This window comes from Streptomyces ambofaciens ATCC 23877 (assembly GCF_001267885.1).
GTDB classification, from domain to species: Bacteria; Actinomycetota; Actinomycetes; order Streptomycetales; family Streptomycetaceae; genus Streptomyces; species Streptomyces ambofaciens.
This window is the reverse complement of record NZ_CP012382.1, coordinates 5,140,241-5,163,059: the sequence shown is the minus strand read 5'-3', so window position 1 is coordinate 5,163,059 and position 22,819 is coordinate 5,140,241. Positions and strand designations below refer to the sequence as shown.

The 22,819-nt window shown below is 71.5% G+C and carries 18 protein-coding genes and 3 pseudogenes; 10 read left to right on the top strand and 11 right to left on the bottom strand.

Annotated elements, in window-relative coordinates; genetic code table 11:
- Positions 1–87: 87 nt before the first annotated feature.
- The gene (locus SAM23877_RS23130) at positions 88–1,011 is read left to right on the top strand and encodes a LysR family transcriptional regulator (protein ID WP_053136541.1); all 924 of its coding nucleotides are present in this window, start codon (positions 88–90) and stop codon (positions 1,009–1,011) included.
- Between the two features lie 7 nt (positions 1,012–1,018).
- On the opposite strand, the gene SAM23877_RS23125 is transcribed toward SAM23877_RS23130, so the two are convergent.
- The 5 genes and pseudogenes from SAM23877_RS23125 to SAM23877_RS23110 form a co-directional block, all read right to left on the bottom strand.
- Positions 1,019–3,379 (bottom strand): DEAD/DEAH box helicase, encoded by a 2,361-nt coding sequence (locus SAM23877_RS23125; protein WP_053136539.1) that lies wholly within the window; start codon positions 3,377–3,379, stop codon positions 1,019–1,021.
- A 53-nt stretch (positions 3,380–3,432) separates the two neighbouring features.
- Positions 3,433–3,543, bottom strand: a pseudogene (locus SAM23877_RS41370) (XRE family transcriptional regulator); the annotation flags it as partial.
- Between the two features lie 143 nt (positions 3,544–3,686).
- Positions 3,687–4,841, bottom strand: coding sequence for a cellulase family glycosylhydrolase (locus SAM23877_RS23120; RefSeq protein WP_053136536.1), 1,155 nt, complete (start codon positions 4,839–4,841; stop codon positions 3,687–3,689).
- Positions 4,842–5,276: 435 nt separating this feature from the next.
- Positions 5,277–6,305 (bottom strand): LacI family DNA-binding transcriptional regulator, encoded by a 1,029-nt coding sequence (locus SAM23877_RS23115; RefSeq protein WP_053136533.1) that lies wholly within the window; start codon positions 6,303–6,305, stop codon positions 5,277–5,279.
- Positions 6,302–8,809 (bottom strand): glycoside hydrolase family 2 protein, encoded by a 2,508-nt coding sequence (locus SAM23877_RS23110; RefSeq protein WP_053136531.1) that lies wholly within the window; start codon positions 8,807–8,809, stop codon positions 6,302–6,304. The genes SAM23877_RS23115 and SAM23877_RS23110 overlap by 4 nt, the downstream gene beginning before the upstream one ends.
- A 268-nt stretch (positions 8,810–9,077) precedes the next feature.
- On the opposite strand from SAM23877_RS23110, the gene SAM23877_RS23105 reads away from it, so the two are divergent.
- From SAM23877_RS23105 to SAM23877_RS23075, 7 genes and pseudogenes are all read left to right on the top strand, one after another.
- On the top strand, positions 9,078–10,400 hold the full coding sequence (locus tag SAM23877_RS23105) for an ABC transporter substrate-binding protein (protein ID WP_053136528.1): 1,323 nt from the start codon (positions 9,078–9,080) through the stop codon (positions 10,398–10,400).
- A gap of 88 nt (positions 10,401–10,488) precedes the next feature.
- Positions 10,489–11,481: a carbohydrate ABC transporter permease gene (locus SAM23877_RS23100; protein ID WP_053136525.1), complete on the top strand. Its 993-nt coding sequence runs from the start codon at positions 10,489–10,491 to the stop codon at positions 11,479–11,481.
- Entirely contained in the window at positions 11,478–12,341 is an 864-nt protein-coding gene (locus SAM23877_RS23095; protein ID WP_053136522.1) for a carbohydrate ABC transporter permease, read from the top strand. Before SAM23877_RS23100 ends, SAM23877_RS23095 begins: the two co-directional genes overlap by 4 nt.
- Positions 12,342–12,753: 412 nt before the next feature.
- A pseudogene (locus tag SAM23877_RS23090) lies at positions 12,754–13,866 on the top strand (MMPL family transporter); the annotation flags it as partial.
- Between the two features lie 353 nt (positions 13,867–14,219).
- The gene (locus SAM23877_RS23085; protein WP_053136519.1) at positions 14,220–14,600 is read left to right on the top strand and encodes a CPCC family cysteine-rich protein; all 381 of its coding nucleotides are present in this window, start codon (positions 14,220–14,222) and stop codon (positions 14,598–14,600) included.
- Positions 14,597–15,328: a HEAT repeat domain-containing protein gene (locus SAM23877_RS23080; RefSeq protein ID WP_053136516.1), complete on the top strand. Its 732-nt coding sequence runs from the start codon at positions 14,597–14,599 to the stop codon at positions 15,326–15,328. The genes SAM23877_RS23085 and SAM23877_RS23080 overlap by 4 nt, the downstream gene beginning before the upstream one ends.
- Before the next feature lie 3 nt (positions 15,329–15,331).
- A complete protein-coding gene (locus SAM23877_RS23075) occupies positions 15,332–15,964 on the top strand; it encodes a DUF6000 family protein (protein ID WP_174532246.1) in 633 nt (210 codons plus the stop codon).
- Here the strand turns inward: SAM23877_RS23075 and SAM23877_RS37750 are convergent.
- From SAM23877_RS37750 to ychF, 4 genes and pseudogenes are all read right to left on the bottom strand, one after another.
- A pseudogene (locus SAM23877_RS37750) lies at positions 15,948–16,230 on the bottom strand (tetratricopeptide repeat protein); the annotation flags it as partial. The gene SAM23877_RS23075 and the pseudogene SAM23877_RS37750 overlap by 17 nt on opposite strands.
- Before the next feature lie 205 nt (positions 16,231–16,435).
- Positions 16,436–16,849 carry a PIN domain-containing protein gene (locus tag SAM23877_RS23070; protein WP_053136513.1) on the bottom strand — a complete coding sequence of 138 codons (414 nt, stop codon included), beginning with the start codon at positions 16,847–16,849 and terminating at the stop codon, positions 16,436–16,438.
- On the bottom strand, positions 16,831–17,115 hold the full coding sequence (locus SAM23877_RS23065; protein ID WP_053142781.1) for a hypothetical protein: 285 nt from the start codon (positions 17,113–17,115) through the stop codon (positions 16,831–16,833). The genes SAM23877_RS23070 and SAM23877_RS23065 overlap by 19 nt, the downstream gene beginning before the upstream one ends.
- A 204-nt stretch (positions 17,116–17,319) precedes the next feature.
- Positions 17,320–18,408, bottom strand: a complete 1,089-nt coding sequence (gene ychF, locus SAM23877_RS23060) for a redox-regulated ATPase YchF (RefSeq protein ID WP_053136510.1) — start codon at positions 18,406–18,408, stop codon at positions 17,320–17,322.
- 175 nt (positions 18,409–18,583) lie between these two features.
- On the opposite strand from ychF, the gene SAM23877_RS37745 reads away from it, so the two are divergent.
- Positions 18,584–19,222, top strand: a complete 639-nt coding sequence (locus SAM23877_RS37745) for a DUF6542 domain-containing protein (RefSeq protein ID WP_079030377.1) — start codon at positions 18,584–18,586, stop codon at positions 19,220–19,222.
- Positions 19,223–19,407: 185 nt separating this feature from the next.
- On the opposite strand, the gene ppgK is transcribed toward SAM23877_RS37745, so the two are convergent.
- On the bottom strand, positions 19,408–20,172 hold the full coding sequence (gene ppgK / locus SAM23877_RS23050; RefSeq protein WP_053136507.1) for a polyphosphate--glucose phosphotransferase: 765 nt from the start codon (positions 20,170–20,172) through the stop codon (positions 19,408–19,410).
- Between the two features lie 29 nt (positions 20,173–20,201).
- The gene (locus SAM23877_RS23045; RefSeq protein WP_053136505.1) at positions 20,202–21,218 is read right to left on the bottom strand and encodes a 4-hydroxy-3-methylbut-2-enyl diphosphate reductase; all 1,017 of its coding nucleotides are present in this window, start codon (positions 21,216–21,218) and stop codon (positions 20,202–20,204) included.
- Between the two features lie 117 nt (positions 21,219–21,335).
- Between SAM23877_RS23045 and SAM23877_RS23040 the strand changes: the two genes are divergently transcribed.
- Complete coding sequence (locus SAM23877_RS23040; RefSeq protein WP_053136502.1) at positions 21,336–22,727, top strand: APC family permease; 1,392 nt, start codon at positions 21,336–21,338, stop codon at positions 22,725–22,727.
- Positions 22,728–22,819 lie beyond the last annotated feature (92 nt).

Sequence of the window (22,819 nt, the reverse complement as noted above, 5' to 3'; positions counted from 1 at the left end):
CCCTCGTCACTCGTACCCTGCAACTGCCAACCACTGTGCGCCACAAGCCTGTTGCCCGTCCAAGACCCGCGGTGATAGCCAACGGGCATGACGACGGACGTACATGTGCGGGAGCTGCGCTACTTCGTGACCGTGGCCGAGGAACTGCACTTCACCCGGGCGGCCGAGCGCCTCTACGTGTCCCAGCCCGCGCTCAGCAAGCAGATCCGCGCACTGGAGCGGCAGTTGCGGACGGAGCTGTTCCGGCGCGAGCCGCGGGGGGTGACGCTCACCGAGGCGGGCACCGCGCTGCTGCCGCACGCCCGGCGGGTGCTGGCCGGCTGGGCCGAGGGGGCGGCCGCGGTGGAGGCGGCCCGGGCCGCGCGGCGCGGCACCCTGGTGGTCGGCATGAGCACCAGCCCCGGTCGCGGCGGACTGCTGCCGGCGATCCGCTCCCGCTTCACGGCGGCCCACCCGGACGCGCACGTACGGCTGCGGCAGATGAGCTGGGAGGACCCGACCGCCGGCCTGGCCGACGGCACGGCCGACGTCGCCTACGTGTGGCTGCCGCTGCCCGACGCCGACCGCTACGCCTGGACCGTGATCGCCGAGGAACCCCGGCTGGTCGCCCTCCCGGACACCCACCCCCTCGCCGCCCGTCCCGAGGTCGACTTCGCCGAGCTGACCGGCGAACCGTTCCTCGCCCTGCCGCCGGAGGCGGGCGTCCTGCGCGACTTCTGGCTGGCGCTGGAGGAACGGCGCGCACTGGGCGGGGACGCCGCCCGCCCAGTGCGCGTCGGCGCGGAGATCGCCGGCACCGAGGAGACCTACGAGGCGCTCGTCGCCGGCCTCGGCGTCTGCCTCGTGGCGGCGGGCAACGCCCCGCTGATCACCCTGGGCGGTGTGACCACCCGGCCCGTCCGCGGGCTGTCGCCCAGCCGCTACGCCCTCGCCCGGCGCCGGGAGGACGAGGGACGGGCGCTGGTGCGGGGGTACGTGGACGCGTGCCGGCGGGTCGTCGAGCGGGGGTGACGGCCCCTCAGGGCGCCGGGGCCGGCTGCCCGTCACCCACGCCGAGCCGGGCCTGCTCCTCCTCGACGATCCGCCGCGCCAGATCCGTGTCCGACACGTCCACGGCGTCCGGCGTCGCCTCGGCCACCTCGCTGCGCCGGGCATAGGCGTCGAAGAGTCGGGCCTTCCTCTCCAGCATCCGCACCATCCGTTCGTCGACCCCGCCGGTGGCGAGGAGCCGGTGCACACGGACCGGCCTGACCTGGCCCATGCGGTGGGCCCGGGCGACCGCCTGGTGCTCGATGGTGGGCTTGATCTGGGGCTCGCAGATGATCACCACGGACGCGGCCTGGAGGTTGAGCCCGACCCCCGCCGCCTGGATCTGCGCCAGCAGTACCGCCGGGCCGGACACGGCGGTGAACTCGTCGACGAGCAGTTGCCGTCGGGCGGGCGGCACGGAGCCGGTGAGCGGACCGAACACGGGCCCGTGCGGGCCGGGAGGGGCGGACGGGGCGGGTTCGCCGGAGGCGGGGGTGGGGGTGGGGGTGGGGACAGTGGCAGTGACGGCTTCGGCGTCGGTATCGGGGGCGGAGGCGGTGTCGGCATCGGGGGCGGTGCCCGTGCCGGTGCCGGGGGCCGTGGCCGATGCGGCAGCGGAGGCGTCGGCGGAGTCGGGAGCCTCGGCGGCGAGGGCCGCCCGCACCGCGTCCAGGACGTCGCGGAAGTGGGAGAAGACGATGACCTTGAGCCCGTTCTCCCCGGCCTCCCGGACGATCTCCCGGAGCCGGCCGAGCTTGGCGGACTTCTCCGGGCGCGCGTACGCCGCCCTGCGCATCGCCATGAAGTTGCCGTCCCGCACGGCCTCCCGGTAGGCGTCCTGGTCGGCCGCGCTCAGCTCCTCCCACTCGTCCGTGTGCTGGAGACTGGGCAGTTCGGTCAGGACGTCCGCCTGGTTGCGGCGCAGGTAGACGGGTGCGACCGCCTTGCGGAAGGCCACCGAGCCGGCCAGCCCCGCGCCGTCCTCCAGACGGTCCGCCACATCGGCGTCGAGCATCCTGACCAGGTTGCGGAACTCGGCCACCCGGTTCTCCATCGGCGTACCCGTCATGAGCAGGACGTGCTCGCACCGCCCGGCCCACCGGTCGACCGCCTGCGACCGCAGGGCCTGCGGGTTCTTCACGGAGTGCGCCTCGTCGACGACCAGCATCCCGAGCTCGTCCGCGGCCGAGGCCGGGAAACCCCGCAGGGCTTCGAAGGTGGTCACGGCGACCCCGCCCCGCTCCCGCCAGTCGGCGAACGCGTCCTGCCGGTCCGGGCCGTGCAGGGGCAGGGCGCGCAGCGTGCTGCGGGAGTCGATCTCCCGCGTCCAGTTGACCAGGACGCTCGCCGGGCACACGACCATGAAGTGGGTCCGGCCGCCCGCGGCCAGGTGGGCCAGCGCCGCGATGGCCTGGATGGTCTTGCCGAGGCCCATCTCGTCCCCGAGGATCACCCGGCGCCGCGCCAGGGCGAACCGCGCGCCGAACGCCTGGTACCCGCGCAGCGACACCCGGCGGTGGGAGTCGTCGAGCCGCAGGCCCCGCACCCGCTCGGCGATCTCGTCGGGCAGGAAGCCCTCGGCGGCGGCCGTGTCGGGAGCGCGTCCGGCTATCTCGCCGAGCAGGCCGTAGTACTCGGCGGAGCGGAGCTCGAAGTCGGTCCAGGCCGCGAGGTCGCCCGGCGGTCCGCGCAGCAGGTCGACCGACGCCTGCGCGAGCAGTTCGTAAGTGCCTTCCCGGTCCGCCTCCTCGGTGAGGGACCGGATCGCCGCGACGGCCTCCAGCGCGCGGTTCTTCCTCTCCCGTCCGGCCAGCAGCAACCCGATCCGTCCGGCGGCCGGCCGGGCGTCGGCCAGCAGCGGGTCGAGCCGCCGGGTCAGCCCCGCCGCCGCGTCGACCGCGCGCCGCGCCTGCGGGCCCGCCCCGACCAGCACGTGCAGCGCCCCGACCAGCGCGGTCGTGCGCGGCTCGGGCCGGTCCACGTCCAGGTGCACGGCGGCGCTCTCCTCGGCGGCCTCCGCCAGCTGCCGTGCGGCGGCGACGATCTGGTCCACGGTCCGCTGCCCGACGCCGGGGATCTGCCGCAGCCGGTAGGGACCGGCGTCGAGTACGGCCCGGACCGTGTCGAGACCGCTCTTCTCGACCGCCCCCAGTCGCAGCCGCCCGCCGGTGACGTCCTGCAACCGGGCCACCGGGATGGTGTCCAGGGCCTGCGCCACCGCCGCGTCGTGGAGCGGCTTCAGCGCCGCCCGGACCGCCGCGACGGCCCGCTCGTGGTCCTCCGCCAGCGACCGCGCCGCCTCCCGCAGCCGCGCCCCGCGCGCGACCGCCTCCCGCTCACCGCGCCCCATCCCGTACCGCACTCCCTCCCGGCCGCCGGGAACCGGCCCCCCGGCCCCGCCGCTCAGCCGCCGCGCACGTGCGCACGCACCCCTTGCAGGCCGAAGAGTACGAGACGTTCGACCGCGCCTCCGTCGGCGCCGCCCAGCCCGTGCGGCAGCGACGTGTCGAACTGCCGGCCACGCGAACATCCTGCGGGAACTGATCGACGGCACGAGGGGCCGGTGACACCGGGCGGGCGACGCGCCAGGGGGCCGTCCTCCCGCCTCCCCGTGGGCGGGAGGACGGCCGGACAGCCCCGTGGACGGGCGAGCGGCGTCAGCGGTCGGCGGCGCTGCCGCGGACGACGCAGGAGCGGTTGTTCTCCCAGCCCCAGCCGTCCCCGTCCGGGTCGGACGAGCCGCCGTCCACGCAGTACGGGTATCCGTTGGGCGCGGTGCCGCCGCCCGTGCCGCCCCCGCCGCCGTAGACGCGGGCGGTCCTGGACGTGGCGGCGATGCCGTCGCTGCCGTTGAGGATGCGGTTGCCCCAGCCGGTCAGTGAGTTCGCGTCGAAGCCGTTGACCATGTCGAGGTACTCGACGCCGCTGCCGTTGCCGCTCCACGACCAGCCGATGTAGCCGACGCCCAGGGTCCGCGCGGTGGCCATGATGGCGTCCTCGTCGGGGTTGCCGTCGCTGTGCCGGTCACCGAACTCGCCCACCACGATGGGCAGTCCGTTGTCGGTGAAGGCGTGCAGGTAGTCCCGTACCTCGGCGGCGGTGTCGTAGACCCCGTACATGTGGATCGAGAAGATGGTGTTGCGGTCGGGGTCGGAGGCGAGGACGGACGCGGCGTTGTTCCTCATCGTGCCGGACCAGTCCTGGCCCCAGTTGGGGGCGTCGACCATCAGGGCGTGGTCGATGCCCGCACCGCGCAGCTTGCCGATCGCCGCCTTCGTCGCGCCGGTCCACGCGCTGTAGCCGGTGTTGCCGAACGGCTCGTTGCCGATGTTGACGACGACGTAGTCCTCCTGGCCCTCCAACGCGCTCCGCACGCCGATCCAGTAGTTCGCCGCCCTGTCCAGGGAGGTCGCGGCGCCGTCCTCCCCGTAGCCGGTGGTGTCGTGCACCTCCAGCACGCAGATGACCTTGGCTGCCTTGCACCGGCCGATGACGGAGGAGACCTCGGCGGCACTCGTCCGGGTCCAGCGGTCGCCGCTGCTGAGCACGACGCGGACGGTGTTGGCCCCCTCGGCCGCGATGTCGGCGAGGGAACCCGTGCGGTCGGGGTACCACGCGTGGGCGTGGTTGACCCCGCGCATGACGAAGTCGCTCCCGTCGGCCTCGACCACCCGGCCGCCGCTGACGCGGATACCGGTGGGTGCCGCCTCCGCCGTGCCCGTGGTGGGTCCGGCCAGCGAGACCACCAGGCCGAGGACGGCGGCGAACGCCGCCCCCGCCGTCGAGAACAGGGCTCTACGTGGTTTTCGCATGTCTCTCCTCATGTCGCTGAGCGCCCGATGACAACGATGTCGGTCGACCGCGGGCACGCCTGACGTGCGCCTCGCGGGCGCCTCGGGGGTGGAGCGGAGTGAGCACCGGGCAACCGGTTCCGGTGCGCGACGGCTCGGGCCGGGCCGGGCCGCGGACGGCTCGTCGCCCCACCATGAGGCACCGGCTGTTCCGCTCATGTCAATAGTCGAGGCGCGATCCGTTCACCGGGCCCGCCGAGGCCTCCCGAACTAAACCGCTAAACGCGCTGACCAGCATGTGCACGTGCCGCAGAACGGGCGCTCACCAGCCCATGAAGCCGCTGCGGGACTCATTGACAGCCGCCCAACGCGGCTCTACGTTCCTGGTCGGTGAACCGGTACATGTCCGGTGTGGAGCGCGACGGACGCCCCGCTCCACACCCGTGCGTGCCCGCTCTAGGAACGAGGTGACGCGGTCGAGGCACGCGGTACGAGGGACGGTGTCGCCACCGGCCGGGAGGCGACCTGCCGGCCGTCGAGCACCTCGAACAGCACGCGCGTGACCTGCGCCCCGAAACCGTGCACGTCGTGGCTCATCGCGGACAGCGTCGGATGGGTCAGCCGGCACAGCTGGGAGTCGTCCCAGGCCAGCAGCGACAGGTCGTCCGGCACCGAGATGCCCATCTCGGCCGCCACACCGAGTCCGGCGACCGCCATGATGTCGTTGTCGTAGAGGATCGCCGTGGGCCGTTCCGGGGTGAGCAGCAGGGAGCGCGTCGCGCGTGCCCCCTCGTCGCCCGAGAAACCCGTCTCCGCGTGCAGGCCGCCCCGCAGGCCGAGTTCGGCCATGGTCTGTTCGAACGCGGTCGTCCGGATGGCGCTGTGCCCCAGGCCGCGGGGGCCGCCCACGTGCGCGATGCGCCGGTGGCCCAGCGCCGCCAGGTAGCGCACCGCCTCGGCGACGGCGGCGGCGTCGTCGGTCCATACGGAGGGGAAACCCCCGGTCAGGGAAGGGTGCCCGACGGCGACGGCGGGCAGTCCGAGTCGCCGCAGCGGTTCGACCCGCGGGTCCTCCCGATGGAAGTCGACCAGGATCGAGCCCCCGACCTGCCGCTCCCTCCACCAGCGCTCCTGGAGACCGATCTCCTCCTCCAGCGAGTCGACCAGCCGTAGCAGCAGCGAGCAGTCCCGCTCGGCCAGCACGCTCTCGATGCCGGAGACGAACTCCATGTAGAACGGCTCCAGGCCGAGCAGCCGGGCCGGCCGGCAGATCGCCAGCCCGACGGTGTCGACCGACTGGCGCGACAGGCTGCGGGCCGAGGAGTTGGGCGCCCAGCCCAGCTGCCGGGCCGCCGCGAAGATCCGCTCCCGGGTGGCCTCCGAGACGCCCGGCTTGTGGTTGAACGCCAGCGACACGGCACCCTTCGACACGCCCGCGGCGGCGGCCACGTCCTTGATGGTGACGCGCTCGGAGGGTGCGCTCACGCCGGTGCCACGCAGTACAGGGCGGCGCGTACGGCGTTGGCGCCGGCCTCGGTCGCGCCCACGACCCGCAGCCGGGCCCGTTCTCCGGGAAGCAGGGTGCGCAGTCCGGTGTCGCAGACCGCGTCCGGGCCGAGCCGGTCGGCCTGCAGGAGAAGGTCACGTACGAGAGTGTGTGCTGTCACCACGACCTCGACACTACCCGCACCACCACCGACCGGAGACTCGACGGCGACGTCGTAGCGGGGGGCCGGATACGCGAAGTCCTTGTCCGGTACCGGCACATGCAGCGCCCGCAGCTCGCGGCAGTCGGCGACGAGGAGTTCCTTGCCCGACCGCTCGTCCGGCGCCAGTTCCCGCGGCACCTCCTGCCGGTGCACCGAGCGGGGGGCGACGGTCACGTCGACGACCAGGTGCGCCACCTCGGTACCGTCCGCCCGCAGCCTGCGCAGGGTCACCGGGGCCTGCCACGGCTCCGCGGCCTGGTTGACGACGGCGAGGACCGGGCCGTCGGTGCCCGGCTGGAGCGTGAGGAGCCGGTCCGCGTAGACCCGGCGCAGCTCGTGGTACAGGGGCTTGGGCCTGCCGTCGCCGTCGATGGCGGCCCAGGAGCTCACCGGCCAGCAGTCGTTGATCTGCCACACGACGGTGCCCGCGCAGACCGGCCAGTGCGCACGCCAGTGTTCGATGCCGGCGGCGACGGCACGGGCCTGGACGACCTGGGTGAGGTAGTGCCAGCGGTCGAAGTCGTCCGTCGGCAGGTCGAAGTGGCGTTCGACGCCCCGGTTCAGTTTGCCGTTGCCGTCCTCGGCCTTCTGGTGGTGCAGCATGCCGGGCGAGTCGGGGGCGAGCCGCTCCCCCGGCAGCGCGCGCCGCAGGGTCGCCATGGCGGGCGGCGCCTGCCAGCCGAACTCCGACACGAAGCGGGGGACGGAGTCGCGGTACTCGGCGTAGTCCCGGCGGTTCCAGACCTCCCAGGAGTGGTGCGTCCCGTGGGCCGGGTCGTTGGGGTGGTGGTCCCACGATCCGGACCAGGGGCTGCCCGCGGTGTAGGGCCGGGTCGGATCGAGCTCGGCGACGACGCGGGGCAGCAGGTCCAGGTAGTAGCCGCCGCCCCAGGAGTCACCGGCGAGCGCGGGCTCCCAGTCCCAGTCCCTGAAGCCCCACAGGTTCTCGTTGTTGCCGTTCCACAGCACGAGGCTCGGGTGCGGCATCAGCCGGACAACGTTGTCCCGGGCCTCGGCCTCCACCTCGCCGCGCAACGGCTGCTCCTCGGGATAGGCGGCGCAGGCGAAGAGGAAGTCCTGCCAGACCATGAGGCCCAGCTCGTCGCAGACGTCGTAGAAGGCGTCGTCCTCGTAGATGCCGCCGCCCCAGATCCGCACCAGGTCCACTCCGGCGTCGGCCGTCTGACGCAGCCGGGTGCGGTAGCGCTCGGGCGTGATCCGGGAGGGGAAGACGTCGTCGGGGATCCAGTTCACGCCGCGCGCGAAGACGGGTACGCCGTTGACGACCAGGGTGAACCCGGTGCCGTGCTCGTCCGGGGAGCGGTCGAGTTCCACGCTGCGGAAACCGATCCGGCGGCGCCAGGAGTCCAGCCGCCGGCCCGTGGTCCGGTTCCCGGCGCCGTTCGCGGTCCCGTAGCCCGTCCCGTTCCCGGCCCCGCTCGCGGTCCCGTCCGCGGTCCCGCCCTCGGCACCGCCCTCGGTCAGTTCGACCTCCAGCTCGTAGAGCGGTTGTGCGCCGTAGCCGCGCGGCCACCACAGGGAGACGTCGGGTACGTCGAGCGTCAGCACGGCCTGCGTTCCGTCGACGGCGGCATGGGCCTCGGCGCCCGCGACGGCGGCGCGCACGGCGAGGCGACGGGCCGCACCCTGCGCGGTGCGCTCGACCTCGACCCGCACCTCGACCCGCCCGGTGCCGTCCTGGACGGTCACCAGCGGACGCACCCCGGCCAGTCGCGCCGTCGACCAGCGCTCCAGCCGGACCGGACGCCAGATGCCGGCGGTCACCAGCGTCGGGCCCCAGTCCCAGCCGAAACTGCACGCCATCTTGCGGATGTACTGGAACGGCTCGGGATAGACGTTGGGCCGCTCCCCCGTCAGCGCTCGCACCGACGCGGCCTCGTCGTATGCGGAGGCGAAGTCCACCGTCAGCCGCCCGTGGTGACCGGTGACGTCGAAGCGGTGACGGCGGTGCATGTTGCGGGTGCGCCCGAGCTCCCGCCCGTCCAGCGTGACGGTCGCGGCCGTGTCCAGCCCGTCGAAGACGAGGTCGGTCCGCTCGTGCCCCGTCCCGGCGGTGTCGGAGGCGGCCAGATCCCGGACGTAGCTCCAGGAACGCCGCCCGACCCAGGCCACCTCCGGCTCGTTGGCGCCGAGGAAGGGGTCCGGGATCAGACCGGCGGCGAGCAGATCGGTGTGGACACAGCCGGGGACCCGGGCGGGCAGCGGACCGTCGCTGTGGCAGAGGCTCCAGCCCTCGGCGAGCTGGACGACTTCCTTCATGTGCGGCTCCTTAGGCGGGACGGGCCCGGATTCATGTGCGGTGCGGCTCAACTTAACCCTCCGCCAGTGAACCGGTCTAGCCCTCTCCCGACAGCTCGTCCGTCAGTAACCGCCCAGCTACGACAACCGATTTCCCGCACCACCACCTCGGACAGGTAACGATTGGATATCGCGGTCAAGTCTTCAGCTTTACCGGTTCACGCCTGCCTGCCATAGTCGCCGACAACCACCGGAGCCCGAGCCGTAGTCCCTGGAAGGAGCTGGGCACATGGGGAAGAAGACGCTGGGCGTCGCTCTGCTCACCACCGCGATGCTGACCGTCGCGGGGTGCAGCGGGGGCGGGAGCCCGAACGCCGACGAGACAGCCGCCGCGCCGGTCAACCCGGACGGCGTCTCGGGGGACATCACCGTCCTGACCAATCGCACCGACCTGATCCAGGACGGCACGATGAAGAAGTACGCCGCCGAGTTCAACAAGACCTACCCCGAGGTGAAGGTCGGCTTCGAGGGCCTCACCGACTACGAGGGTGAGGTGAAGATCCGCATGAACACCGAGGACTACGGCGACGTCCTGCTCATCCCCGGGGTGATCGCCAAGGGCGACTACCCCAAGTTCTTCGCGCCGCTCGGCGACACCTCGACGATGAAGAGCACGTACCGCTTCACCGACAAGACCGACGTCGACGGCAGGACCTACGGGATCGCCACCTTCGGCACCGCCAACGGCTTCGTCTACAACAAGGCGCTGTGGAAGCAGGCCGGTATCTCCGAGTGGCCCACCACGACGCGGCAGTTCCTGGACGACCTCAGGGCCGTCGAGCGGAAGACCGGCGCCACGCCGTACTACACCAACTTCAAGGACGGCTGGCCGCTCAGCGGCACCTGGACCAACAGCGTCGGCTCGGTCAGCTGCGACAGCCAGGCGTCGGACAAGCTGGCCGAGATGGACAAGCCCTGGGAGGAGGGCACGGACCTCCACGCGCTCGACACCCTGCTCCACGACATCGTCCACGAGAAGCTCTCGGAGAAGGACCCGGCCACCACCAACTGGGAGAGCTCGAAGACCCTGCTGGCCAAGGGCGAGGTGGGCAGCATGATGCTCGGCTCCTGGGCGATCAACCAGATGCGGGACGCGGCCGAGAAGGCCGGCGAGAACCCCGACGACATCGGCTTCATGCCCGTCCCGGCCCAGGAGGGCGGCAGGTTCTGCGCCACCCTGGTCTCCGACTACCAGCAGGCCGTGAACGTCCACTCCGACCACAAGAGCGCGGCCCGGGCCTGGATCGACTGGTTCACCGAGAAGTCGGGTTACGCGGCGAAGGAGGGCGCGGTCTCCGCCCTGAAGTCCGAGGGGATGCCGGACACCCTTCAGGAATACGTAGACAACGATGTCAAGATCGTGGAGCGGTCCGAGGCACGGACGTCCGAGGTCAACGCCATCGACAACGCCTCCGAGATCGGCTTGGCCAAGCCCGACTACCGCCAGAAGCTGATCGACATCGCGCGCGGCGCCGTGGACGGGACGCTCGACGGCTACTTCGACGAACTGGACGAGCGCTGGTCGCAGGCCAGGCGGACGGTCGGCTCCTGAACCGTCGCCCAGCCGGGTCCCTCCCCCGGACGGGAGGGACTCCGCGCCCCGTTCCCCTCAGCGGACGACGAAAGGCCCTGGCCCCGCTATGACCCGTACCCCCTCCACCGCGTCCCCGCCCGTGGCGGCCGGCGCGGCCGGCACGGCCGCCGAGAAGCACGGGACCGCCGGGCGGCGGTCCCGCCACCGTGCACCGGGCGGCGCCTCGTGGCACGACCGGCCGTTGCGCCGTGTCACCCCGTGGCTGTTCCTCCTGGCCCCGCTCGCCCTGCTGGTCACGTTCACCTACGTGCCGGTGGGCAACATGATCTTCTACAGCTTCACCGACTGGGACGGCGTCAGCCCCGACCGGAACTTCGTCGGCGGCGACAACTACACCGAGCTGTTCACCCGGCCCGAACTCTTCAAGGTCTTCGCGGTCAGCCTCTACTACCTCACGGCGTCCGTCGTGCAGATCACCGTCGCCCTGTACTTCGCCACCGTCCTCAGCTTCGACCTGCGCTTCAGGAACCTGTTCAAGGGCATCCTGTTCTTCCCGTACCTGATCAACGGGGTCGCGATCGGCTTCGTCTTCCTCTACTTCTTCCAGGACGGCGGCACCCTCGACTCCGTGCTGTCCTGGTTCGGCGCGGACGGCGACCACGCCTGGCTCGGCAGCCCGGAGTCCGCCAACACCTCACTGGCCGGCGTGTCCGTGTGGCGCTTCACCGGCCTCAACTTCGTCCTGTTCCTCGGCGCGATCCAGTCCATCCCCGGGGAGCTCTACGAGGCCGCCCAGCTCGACGGCGCCAGTCGGTGGCAGCAGTTCCGGCACATCATCGCGCCGGGCATCCGGCCCGTGCTGAGCCTGAGCGTCATCCTGGCGATCTCCGGCTCGCTGTCCGTCTTCGAGATCCCGTACATCATGACCGGCGGCGCGACCGAGACCTCGACGTTCGTCATCCAGACGGTGAAGTTCGCCTTCCAGTTCAACAAGACCGGTCTGGCCTCCGCCTGTGCGGTGGTGCTGCTGGCTCTCATCCTGCTGATCACCTGGATCCAGCGCCGCATCGTGCCCGACGAGAGGGTGGACCTCGTATGACCGTCGCCGTCCCCGACCGGGACCCCTCCCGCCGACGCCCCCGCGTCGGCACCGCGCTCACCTATCTGTCGCTGGTCATCGCCTCCCTCGTCGTCCTCGTCCCCCTCCTCGTGGTGTTCCTGACCTCGCTGAAGTCCTACGACGAGATCTCCGACGGACAGGGCGCCCTGGCCCTGCCGGACGACTGGCTGAACTTCTCCAACTACGCCACGGCGTTCACCGACGGCCACCTGCTGACGGCCTTCGGCAACACCGCCTTCATCCTGCTGTTCTCCATCACCGGCACCGTACTCATCGGCTCCATGACGGCGTACGCCATCGACCGCTTCGACTTCCGCTTCAAGGGCCTCGTCATGGCCCTGTTCCTGATCGCCACCCTGGTCCCCGGCGTGACCACGCAGGTCGCCACCTTCCAGGTCGTCAACAGCTTCGGCCTGTTCGACACCCGCTGGGCGCCGATCCTGCTGTACATGGGCACCGACATCGTGTCGATCTACATCTTCCTGCAGTTCATCCGCGGCATCCCCAAATCCCTCGACGAGGCGGCACGGCTCGACGGCGCCAACTCCTTCACGATCTACCGGAAGATCATCTTTCCGCTGCTCAAGCCGGCGGTCGCGACCGTGGTCATCATCAAGGGCATCACCACGTACAACGACTTCTACATCCCGTTCCTCTACATGCCCTCCGAGGAACTCGGAACGATGTCGACGGCCCTGTTCCGCTTCAAGGGGCCCTTCGGGGCGCACTGGGAGAACATCTCCGCCGGAGCCATCCTCGTGATCGTGCCGACCCTGGTGATCTTCCTGTTCCTCCAGCGCTACATCTACAACGGGTTCGCGCAGGGGGCCACGAAGTAGCGGACGCCGGACGGGACGCACGCCCCGGACGAGCGGGAGGCCGCGGACGAGCGGGAGGCGCGGACGAGCGGGAGGCCGCGGACGAGCGGGAGGCGCGGACGAGCGGGAGGCGCGGACGAGCGGGAGGCGCGGACGAGCGGGAGGCCGCGGGCCGGGGCGGACGGACTGGCCGCGGTCCGGCCGGGGGCTCCGAGGCGGCGAGGTGTCCTCGTGTCGGCAAACCGGCGGCCCTTCCGCTCCCCCCGCACCCCGGGGACTCTGCCGCTTGTGGTGGCCGTGAGGCCACGCCGGCGGTGGCCGCGGCGGGCCATGCGTGGGGGAAACCCCCGGCCCGTGTCCACCGGTCGGTGGACACGAGGTTCGACCTGCCGGTCCTGATGCCACCCCGGGCCTCGCGGCCAGCATCGATGTCATGACCAACATCTCCGTAAGGATGGCGCGCTGGAGCGCCCTCCACCCCTGGCGGGCGATCATCGGCTGGCTCGTCTTCGTAGTGCTGTGCCTCAGCGCAGGGATGACGGCCGGAAGCCACCAAGCGACCACCGAGGACTTCTGGGTCGGCGAGGCCGGCCGGGCCGAGCAGCTGGCGACCGAGGCCGGGCTTCAGCGCAAGCCGGTCGAGCACGTCACGATCCGCGGTGGCGACGGCGCGGAGGCCGCGGCCCGGGACGTCGCCGCGCGGATGGCGAAACTGCCGGAGGTCGCGAGCGTCGCCGATCCGGTGCGCTCGCGCGACGGCGACACCGTCCGCGTGTCGGTGACCCTCAAGGGCCCCGAGCTGGAGGGCAAGAAGAACGTCGTCCCGCTGCTGGCGGAGACCGAGAAGGTGGCGAGGGCCCACCCTGGTCTGAAGATCGAGGAGACCGACTCCCCCGCGATCAGCAAGGGCGTCAACGACCAGCGCGACGAGGACCTCGCCCTCTCGGAGCGGATCTCGCTGCCGGTCACGCTGATCACGCTGCTGGTCGTCTTCGGCTCGGCGGTGATGGCCGGGGTGCCGCTGCTGCTGGCGCTGACCTCGATCGCCGCGGCGATGGGTCTCAACATGCTGGCCTCGCACCTGATCCCGGACGCGGGCGTGGGCACGAACCTGATCCTCCTGATCGGCCTGGCGGTCGGCGTCGACTACACGCTCTTCTACCTCAAGCGGGAGCGGGAGGAGCGGGCACGCGCGGGCGGGCGGCTCACGTCGGAGGCGCTCGTGGAGCTGGCGGCGGCGACGGCCGGGCGGTCGATCGTGATCTCCGGACTCGCGGTGATCGCGTCCACGGCCACCCTCTATCTCGCCACCGACGTGATCTTCTCCTCGCTCGCCACGGGCACCGTCCTGGTCGTCGCCGTGGCGGTGGCGGGCTCGCTGACCGTGCTGCCGGCGCTGCTGGTGAAGCTCGGCCGGCGCACCGAGCGCCGGGCCGCGCGGCGGGCGCGGAAGGGGAAGGCGCCGCGCGCCGAACGGGCCGAGACCGGGCGGTTCTTCGCCGCCCTGCTGCGGCCCGCGCGGCGGCACCCGGCGGCGACGCTGGTCGCAGGCGCAGCGCGTCGGCGGACGCGCCGGTCCGCAGGGCCGAGCCGACCAGGGCGCGGGCCTCCGCCAGGAGGCCCGGCTCTGAAGAGTCGGGCCCTCGCCGAACTGCACGTTTGCCGGATCAGCGAAGCGGTGCCAAGTGACCCGCTACACGTTGAAGCCCGATGTGTGCGGACTGGTTCTGACCTGCGGCGGAGCCCCATCTATAGCTCTGACCTGGGCCTTCCTGGTTGGCACGCGTTGGCTCCCAACGGCCATTCACTGGTGTCCTGCGGACTGGCTGCGGACTGGCCGGGCACCCCAGGCAGAGAAATGCATGGCACACCGGCGGGACCTCCAAGGAGACTGCGCAGGTGAGCGACTCCTACCCCTGCCCGTGCTGCGGACACCGCGTGCTGGACGCGATGCCCGGCTCGTACGAGATCTGCCCCGTCTGCTTCTGGGAGGATGACGGGGTCCAGTTCCGCTGGCCAACCATGGCAGGCGGGGCGAATAAGGTCTCCCTGATCGAGGCCCAGCGGAACTACCAGGACTTCGGCGCCTGCGACGAGCACGGTCGGCGGTTCGTCCGCCCGCCTGCCGAGGACGAGCCGCTCGACCCCGCCTGGCGCCCCATCGATCTGACACGCGACTCCTTCGAGGACTGGGAGGCCGAGGACCGCGTCCCGTGGCCCGACGACAGCTCGGTGCTCTGCTGGTGGCTGCCCGCTTTCTGGCGCCGGGACCGCCCATGACGACCCGCATCGAGAGACTCATCCAGCAGCTCGACGACTCGACCGGCCCGTCGTACGACGCCCGCGCAGAACTGATCGGCATCGGCTCCGACGCCATCCCCGCCATCATCGACGGACTGCCCTCCCTCGGCGGCTTCGGGCAGCTGACCGCCATCGAGGTCTTCGAAGAGGTGGCGGACCCACGCTGCGGCCCCGCTCTGGTGGCCTTCCTGCGCAGCGACGACTCCACCGTCCGGGAATGGGCGGCGATGGCCCTGGCGAGCCTGGAGATCGACGGCGCGGTCGAGCCTGTGCGCCGCGCCTTTCGCGCCTGCCTGGAACGGGCGACGCCACCGGACTGGAGCGAGCCGGAAGGCATCCGCTGGGCCCTGACCGAACTCGGCGCACGCGCCCCCGTTGTCCCGCCGCTCACCGCGCACCTGCGAACCACCGCTGCGGACGACGCCCCGGGCTGGCCCTCGGCCCACTTCGCGGAGATCATCAACGACTTGGCCGACCACGCCCAGGTGATCCTCTACTCCCAGTTCTGGCGGGTGGACGCCGACCGCATGTACGGCATCTCCGACACTGGCCTGGACTGGGAACTCGACTGGACCGCGCCCTGGGAGCACCTGGTCGAGGAGTCCCGCACCTGGTCCCTACTGGAAGCGTCCGAAGCCCCCACCGACAGGAACATCTTCGTCGCCCCCACCTGGATCGACCGTGCCGACCTGTACCCGGAGAGGTGACCGATGCCGTTCCAGCACCCCGAGGAGATCGGCTACGGCTACGTGATCGAGCGCTACGTGACGAGGAAGGACTCAGGCCGCGCGCGCTACTTCGACCTGAAGAGCGGTCGCATCCTGCGGCCTGGGTGGCCACACACCGAACGCTTCACCCGTCACCTCATCGACGACGCGGCCACGATCACCGACGCCGAGCTGGAGGCCCTCCTCGGCTACGAGTGGCGCTCACGCCTCACCGCCGGCTGGTTGATCGGCGTAGGCCGACGCGCCACGTTCCGCAAACGCATCGGCGACCTGCTCCTCGCCAGCGAGTTCTGCTTCTCCGGCGGCGCCTACTGCTTCGCCCTGGCCCGCTTCGGCACCCACGCGGACGCCGAGATCCTCACCGCCTACCTCGACCGCTACCTCCCCCGCACCGACCTCCGCTACGACCAGCCCGCAGCCCTCGGTGCCCTCCTCCGCCTCGACGCCCACCTCGGCACCCACCACGCCGACCGCTTCACCCAGCCCAACGGCCTCTGGGACGGGTGGGTCCAGGCCCTTGCGCACCTCCAGGACTCCCCCGAATACATTCCCGCCGAACGACACCGCTGGACCGACCTCCAGTGCGGCTTCGCCCACGGCTGGACCCAGCCGTAGCCGCAGTCGCCCGACTGCGGCGCTTGTACTTTCCGGGGTCCCAGCGGGTGAGGGCGTCTCGGTGCTGCTGTTCGGTGCCGATGTGGTCGGCGAGGTCGGTCAGGGTGCGGGCGGTGTGGCTGGCCACGGTGCCGGCGGCCGGGCCGCTCACACGGGAGTAGCTGGGCTGGGGACCGTCCTCCGGGAGGAGGGCGTCTTCGGCGGCGAGCAGGGCGCGCGGCCAAGGGGTGCTCGTCGACGGCCGCGTAGGCGCGGGCGTGCGGCAGCCCGCACCGTGCAAGCGAATGGGCAGATCTCCCCGACCGGCCTCTGGAAGAACAACCAGCAAGCCAGAGAGGTACAGCAAAAGCGCTGGGAAGCCGCCATGCAGGAAACCCACGCCGCCGAAACCCAGCGGCGACGACCTCAAGCCCTTCCTCGGTCACTGGAGCCCCTACGGACCCCGGTCCTACTGAGCCGGACCAAGGGAAATCACACCGCCACGAGCCGGACCCGCCCACCGCACAGCTTGGCCATGTCGTCAATATCGGAAGTCAGCATGACCACGGGGCGGTGCTGTCGCAGCGCGGCCTCGGCGATGGCCGCATCGATCGCGTACTTGTGTCCGTGCAATCCGGCATTCATCAGCAGCTTCGAGGCAGCCCTTGCCTCCTCGTCGCCGACGGGAACGACCCGCAGCCCGGAAAGCACCCAGTTCAGGCGGGACTTGTTCGTACGGGCGTGGACGGCTTCGATGATGGCGAGTGCACTGATCACGACCTCCATGCCCCGCGAGCGCGCCTCAGCGATCAGAGCCACCACCTGCTCGTCGTCGGCGAGCAGCTGCGAGAGTCCCTCGCTGTCGAGGACGAGCGTCCCCTCGTGACTCAGCCTGCGGCGGGCCACTCGGCCTCCTCGGCGAACACCCCGTCGAAGACCTGCCGCGCCCGCTGACGAGCCTGCTCGGAGACCGGCCCCTTGCGGCTCTCGTAGTCCGCCAGGTACTCGTCCAGGACCTGCCCGCGCAGCTCACGCTCGACCGCCTCGGCGATGAACGCGGAGAACTCCCGCTTGCCCACCCGCGCCCGGATCGCCTCCGCGGTCCCCTCCGGCAGCGACAGGCTCACCCGCGTCGCTGGCCCCTCCCCGATGCTGTACGTCGCCTCAGCCATGCCCCCGATTGTGTCAAACGAGTAGGAAAAGCGCCACGTCCGCACTACCTTCACAGCTCGGTCAACGCCCCGCTCGCACACATCCCAGCACGGGCCTCCCGATCCCATCTCAGCACGGGAAAAACCAAGGGCCCGACTCCGAAGAGTCGGACCCTCTCTGACCTGCATGTTTGCCAGACCAGCGACGCGGTGGTCTGTCAGCCGCTACACGTTGAACCGGAACTCCACCACGTCCCCGTCCTGCATCACGTAGTCCTTGCCCTCCATGCGGGCCTTGCCCTTGGCGCGGGCCTCGGTGACCGAGCCGGTGGTGACGAGGTCGTCGTAGGAGATGACCTCGGCCTTGATGAAGCCCTTCTGGAAGTCGGTGTGGATGACACCGGCGGCCTCGGGGGCGGTGGCGCCCTTCTTGATGGTCCAGGCGCGGGATTCCTTGGGGCCGGCCGTCAGGTAGGTCTGCAGGCCGAGGGTGCGGAAGCCGACGTGCGCGAGGGTGGCGAGGCCGGGCTCCTCCTGGCCGACGGACTGGAGGAGCTCCAGCGCCTCGTCCTCGTCCAGCTCCGCGAGGTCCGCCTCCAGCTTGGCGTTGAGGAAGATCGCCTCGGCGGGGGCGACCAGGGCGCGCTGCTCGTTCTTGAAGTCCTCGTCGGTCAGCTCGTCCTCGTCGACGTTGAAGACGTAGAGGAAGGGCTTGGTGGTGAGGAGGTGGAGGTCGTGGAGGAGCTCCGCGCGGTCGCTGCCCTGGAGGATGCCGTGGGCGAAGAGAGTGTCGCCCTTCTCCAGGAGCTCCTTGGCCTCCTCGACGGCCTTCACCTTCGGCGCGACGTCCTTCTTGATGCGCGACTCCTTCTGGAGGCGCGGGAGGACCTTCTCGATCGTCTGGAGGTCCGCGAGGATCAGCTCGGTGTTGATCGTCTCGATGTCGTCCTTGGGCGAGACCTTGCCGTCGACGTGGACGACGTTCTCGTCCTTGAAGGCGCGGATGACCTGGCAGATCGCGTCGGACTCGCGGATGTTGGCGAGGAACTTGTTGCCCAGGCCCTCGCCCTCGCTCGCGCCGCGCACGATGCCCGCGATGTCGACGAAGTCGACGGTGGCCGGGAGGACCTTCTCCGAGGAGAAGATCTCGGCCAGCTTCGTCAGGCGGGGGTCGGGGACGCCCACGACGCCGACGTTGGGCTCGATCGTGGCGAACGGGTAGTTGGCCGCGAGCACGTCGTTCTTGGTCAGGGCGTTGAACAGGGTCGACTTGCCGACATTCGGCAGACCGACGATTCCGATCGTGAGCGACACGTTGCGACTTCCCGTACGTGAGGATGCGGAGGAGTGGGGTGGGCCAGGCAGGGCCGATCCACCAGTCTACGGGGTGGCCGCTGCCGCCCCCGCGTGGCGTCGAACGCTCGGCCAGCTCTGCCCGACGGCGTGTCTGTCGGCCTATTCGGCACATAAACAGACCTAAGTTGGTCCAGTGGAGCAACACAGGACGCGACCTGCGCAGTACGGACCGCGACGGGGTCGGGCGCCGCTGCCCCCGCAGGGGCGGGGAGCGGGCGGCGCCGCGGCCGGGCGGGCCGCCGTCCGGCCCGGCGGCGGGCCGGATGCGGGCGGCGCCTCGCGCAGACCGGCCACGGCCCGGCCGGCGCCGGTGCGGCCGGCCCCCGCGCCGCGGTCCGGTCCGCCGGTGGCGCGGGCGCTGCGTGCCCTGCGCCAGATGCCCGATCCCCGGCTGACCGGGCTGGGCAGCGGCCTGTTCTGCGCGGCGGTGATGCTCGTGCTCGGCTTCCTCGACCGGTTGCTGTTCGGCGCGTCCCTCACGGTGTACGGCGTGCTGTTCCTGCCGGTGTGCCTGCTCACCGCGGTGTGGGTGCGCCGGGGCGACCTGCTGACCGCCCCCGTGGTCGTACCGATCGCCTTCGCCGTGGGCCTGGTGACCGTCGCCGAGGGCGGCCAGGGGCTCGGCGGGCGGCTGATGGGGCTCGTGACCGCCCTGGCCACGGAGGCGGGCTGGCTGTACGGCGGGACGCTGGTCGCGGGGGCGACCGTGATCGTCCGCCGGATCCGGCTGCTGCGTCGGCGGGCCGCCGCGCGGAAGCGTCAGCCGGTGTGACGGACGGGTCGGCCACGGCCGGCACGGCGGGCACGGCCTGCACGGGCAGCACCGCCGGCACGACCTGCACCACCGGCACGAACTGCATGGCCGGCACGACCTGGCCGGCACACCTGCATGGCCAGCCGGTCAGCCGGTCAGCCGGTCAGCCGGTCAGCCGGTCAGCCGGTCAGCCGGTCAGCCGGTCAGCCGAGGCTGGTCCCGCTCGCGCGGTCGGCCGCGTGCATCGCCGCCCCCACGATGCCCGCGTTGTTCTGGAGCTGGGCGGGGACGATCTCCGCCTTGATGCCCTCGATGTGGGGCAGGAACTTGTGCGCCTTGCGGCTGACGCCGCCGCCGATGACGAACAGCTCGGGTGAGAACAGCATCTCGACGTGGGCGAGGTACTTCTGCACGCGGTGGGCCCAGTGCTCCCACGACATGTCGTGGTCCTCCTTGGCCTTGCTGGAGGCGCGCTTCTCCGCGTCGTGGCCGTCCAGCTCCAGGTGACCCAGCTCGCTGTTGGGCACGAGGACGCCGTCGGTGAAGACGGCGCTGCCGATGCCGGTGCCGAAGGTGAGGAGGATGACCGTGCCCTTGCGGTCCCGGCCGGCGCCGAAGCGCATCTCGGCGACGCCCGCCGCGTCGGCGTCGTTGACGACGGTCACGTCCAGCCCGCCCAGCCGCTCGCTGAACAGGGCCCGTGCGTCCGTGTCGATCCAGTTCCTGTCCACGTTGGCCGCGGTGCGGACCGTGGCGCCGCCCGTGACCACCCCCGGGAAGGTCAGCCCGACCGGGCCGGTCCAGCCGAAGTGCTCGACGACCTGCTTGACCCCGTCGGCCACGCCGTCGGGGGTCGCCGGGTGCGGGGTCAGTACCTTGTGGCGCTCCTGGGCCAGGTCGCCCCTGTCGAGGTCCACAGGGGCGCCCTTGATCCCGGATCCGCCGATGTCCACGCCGAAGATCTGCATGGCTCCACGTTACGACGGACGACTGACGGTCACGCCCCGGCCGTACCGGAGCCGCCTCGCTCCGCCACCAGGGACGCCGCCTCCTCGCGCAGGTCGCGGCGGAGCTCCTTCGGCAGCGAGAAGATGATCGACTCCTCGGCCGCCTTGACGATCTCCACGTCCTCGAAACCGCGCTGCGACAGCCACTCCAGGACCTGCTCGACCAGCACCTCCGGAACGGACGCTCCGGAGGTGACGCCCACCGTGGTGACGCCCTCCAGCCAGGCCGCGTCGATCTCGTCGGCGAAGTCCACGAGGTACGCGTCGCGCGCGCCCGCCTGCTTGGCGACCTCGACGAGCCGCTTGGAGTTGGACGAGTTGCGGGAGCCGACGACGATCACCAGGTCGGCCTCGGCGCCCATCTGCTTCACGGCGAGCTGGCGGTTCTGCGTGGCGTAGCAGATGTCGTCGCTCGGCGGGGAGATGAGCTGCGGGAACTTGTCCTTGAGCGCGTCGACGGTCTCCATGGTCTCGTCCACGGAGAGGGTGGTCTGGGAGAGCCAGACGACCTTGGACGGGTCCCGGACCTCGACCTTGGCGACGTCCTCGGGTCCGTCGACCAGCTGGATGTGGTCGGGTGCCTCGCCGGAGGTGCCGATGACCTCCTCGTGGCCCTCGTGGCCGATCAGGAGGATGTCGTAGTCGTCGTTCGCGAAGCGGACGGCTTCCTTGTGCACCTTGGTGACGAGCGGACAGGTGGCGTCGATGGTGGCGAGACGGCCGCGCTCGGCCTCCTCGTGGACGACGGGGGCCACGCCGTGCGCGGAGAACATGACGATGTTCCCCGGGGGGACCTCCTCCGTCCGCTCGACGAAGACGGCGCCCTTCTTCTCCAGGGTCTGGACGACGTACTTGTTGTGGACGATCTCGTGCCGGACGTAGACGGGAGCGCCGTACTGCTCCAGGGCTTTCTCGACGGCGATCACGGCGCGGTCCACACCCGCGCAGTAGCCACGGGGGGCGGCGAGCAGGACACGGCGGCCAGGCGAAGCAGTCATGGCACCCATCGTAAGGCCGCGTTCGGCGGGTCAGAGATCGCGTGGGTGCGGCGTTGCCGGGGAGACTGACGGGAATGTGGAGGGGGACGTTCCGAAGCAGGGTTCCGAGGCGCTGGCGGAGGCACGATGTCGGAGACCGGTACGGCGGCCCACGGGGCCGGTGGCGAACACCAGGAGCACCAGGAGCACCAGCTGAAGCGCAGTCTGGGCTTCAGGGACCTGGTCGTCTACGGACTGCTGTTCATCGCGCCCATGGCGCCGGTCGGGGTCTTCGGAACGCTGGACGCCAAGTCGCACGGCGCGGTGGCGCTCGTCTACGTGGTCGCCACGGTCGCGATGGCGTTCACCGCGTTCAGCTACGCCCAGATGGTGCGGGTCGTCCCCCAGGCGGGGTCGGTGTTCGCGTACGCGCGCGCGGGGCTCGGGAACGGGGCCGGTTTCGTCGCGGGCTGGATGGCGATGCTGGACTACGTCCTCATCCCGGCGGTGGCGTACCTGTTCTCCGGCATCGCGATGGAGGCGCTGGTCCCGGAGGTGTCTCGCTGGGTGTGGACGGCGATCGCGGTGGTCGTCACGACGGCGCTGAACCTGTGGGGGGTGCGCGCGGCGGCCCGGGTGGGCTTCCTGGTGCTCGCCATGGAGATCGTGGTCCTGCTGGTGTTCGTGGCGGCGGCGATCGTGGTCCTGGCTCGTGACGGTGCCGAGCGGGGCTGGCTGTCGCCGCTGTCCGGGGACGGCACGCAGGGGGCGTTCGCGCTGTCGGCGGTGGTCGGCGCGGTGTCGGTGGCGGTGCTGTCGTACCTGGGCTTCGACGCGATCGCGACCTTCGCGGAGGAGGTCACCGGCGGGTCGGCGAAGGTCGCACGGGCGCTGCTGTTCTGCCTGGCGCTGGCGGGCGTGCTGTTCGTGGGCCAGACGTACCTGGTGGCGCTGCTGGAACCGGTGTCGTCGGCGCAGCTGGCGGCGGAGCCGGAACGGCAGGGGTCGGCCTTCTACGACGCCGTGGACTCCTCGGTCGGCACGTGGCTGCACGACCTGGTGGCGGTGAGCAAGGCGATCGGCGCGGCCTTCGCGGCGCTGGCCGGGCAGGCGGCGGCCGGGCGGCTGATCTTCGCGATGGGCCGCGACCGGCGGCTGCCGAAGGTGTTGTCCCGCACGGATTCCGGCGTGCCGCGCGTGGCGCTGCTGGTCTCCGCCGTGATCACGATGGTGGCGGCGGTGTGGGCGGCCCGGCGGGACGACGGCCTCGACCACCTGGTCTCGGTGGTCGACGTCGGCGCGCTGACCGCGTTCACGCTGCTGCACGCGAGCGTGGTGGGCTGGTTCGCGGTCCGGCGCCGCGGAGGGCCGGTGAGCTGGTGGCGCCATGTGCTGGTGCCGGTGCTCGGCGCGGCGATCACCGTGGCGGTGATCGTGGAGGCCTCGCACACCGCGCAGGTGGTCGGGGCGGTCTGGCTGGCGGTGGGCCTGGTGGTGCTGGCGGCCCAGGCCCGGCGCAGGCACCCGGCGGGGACGTGAGCGGGCGGGGGTAACCGCGCGCCCGGCCGGCCACCGGGGCCGTCCACCGGGCGACGGCGGCTGCGACCGCAACCCCAACGGCAACCGCAACC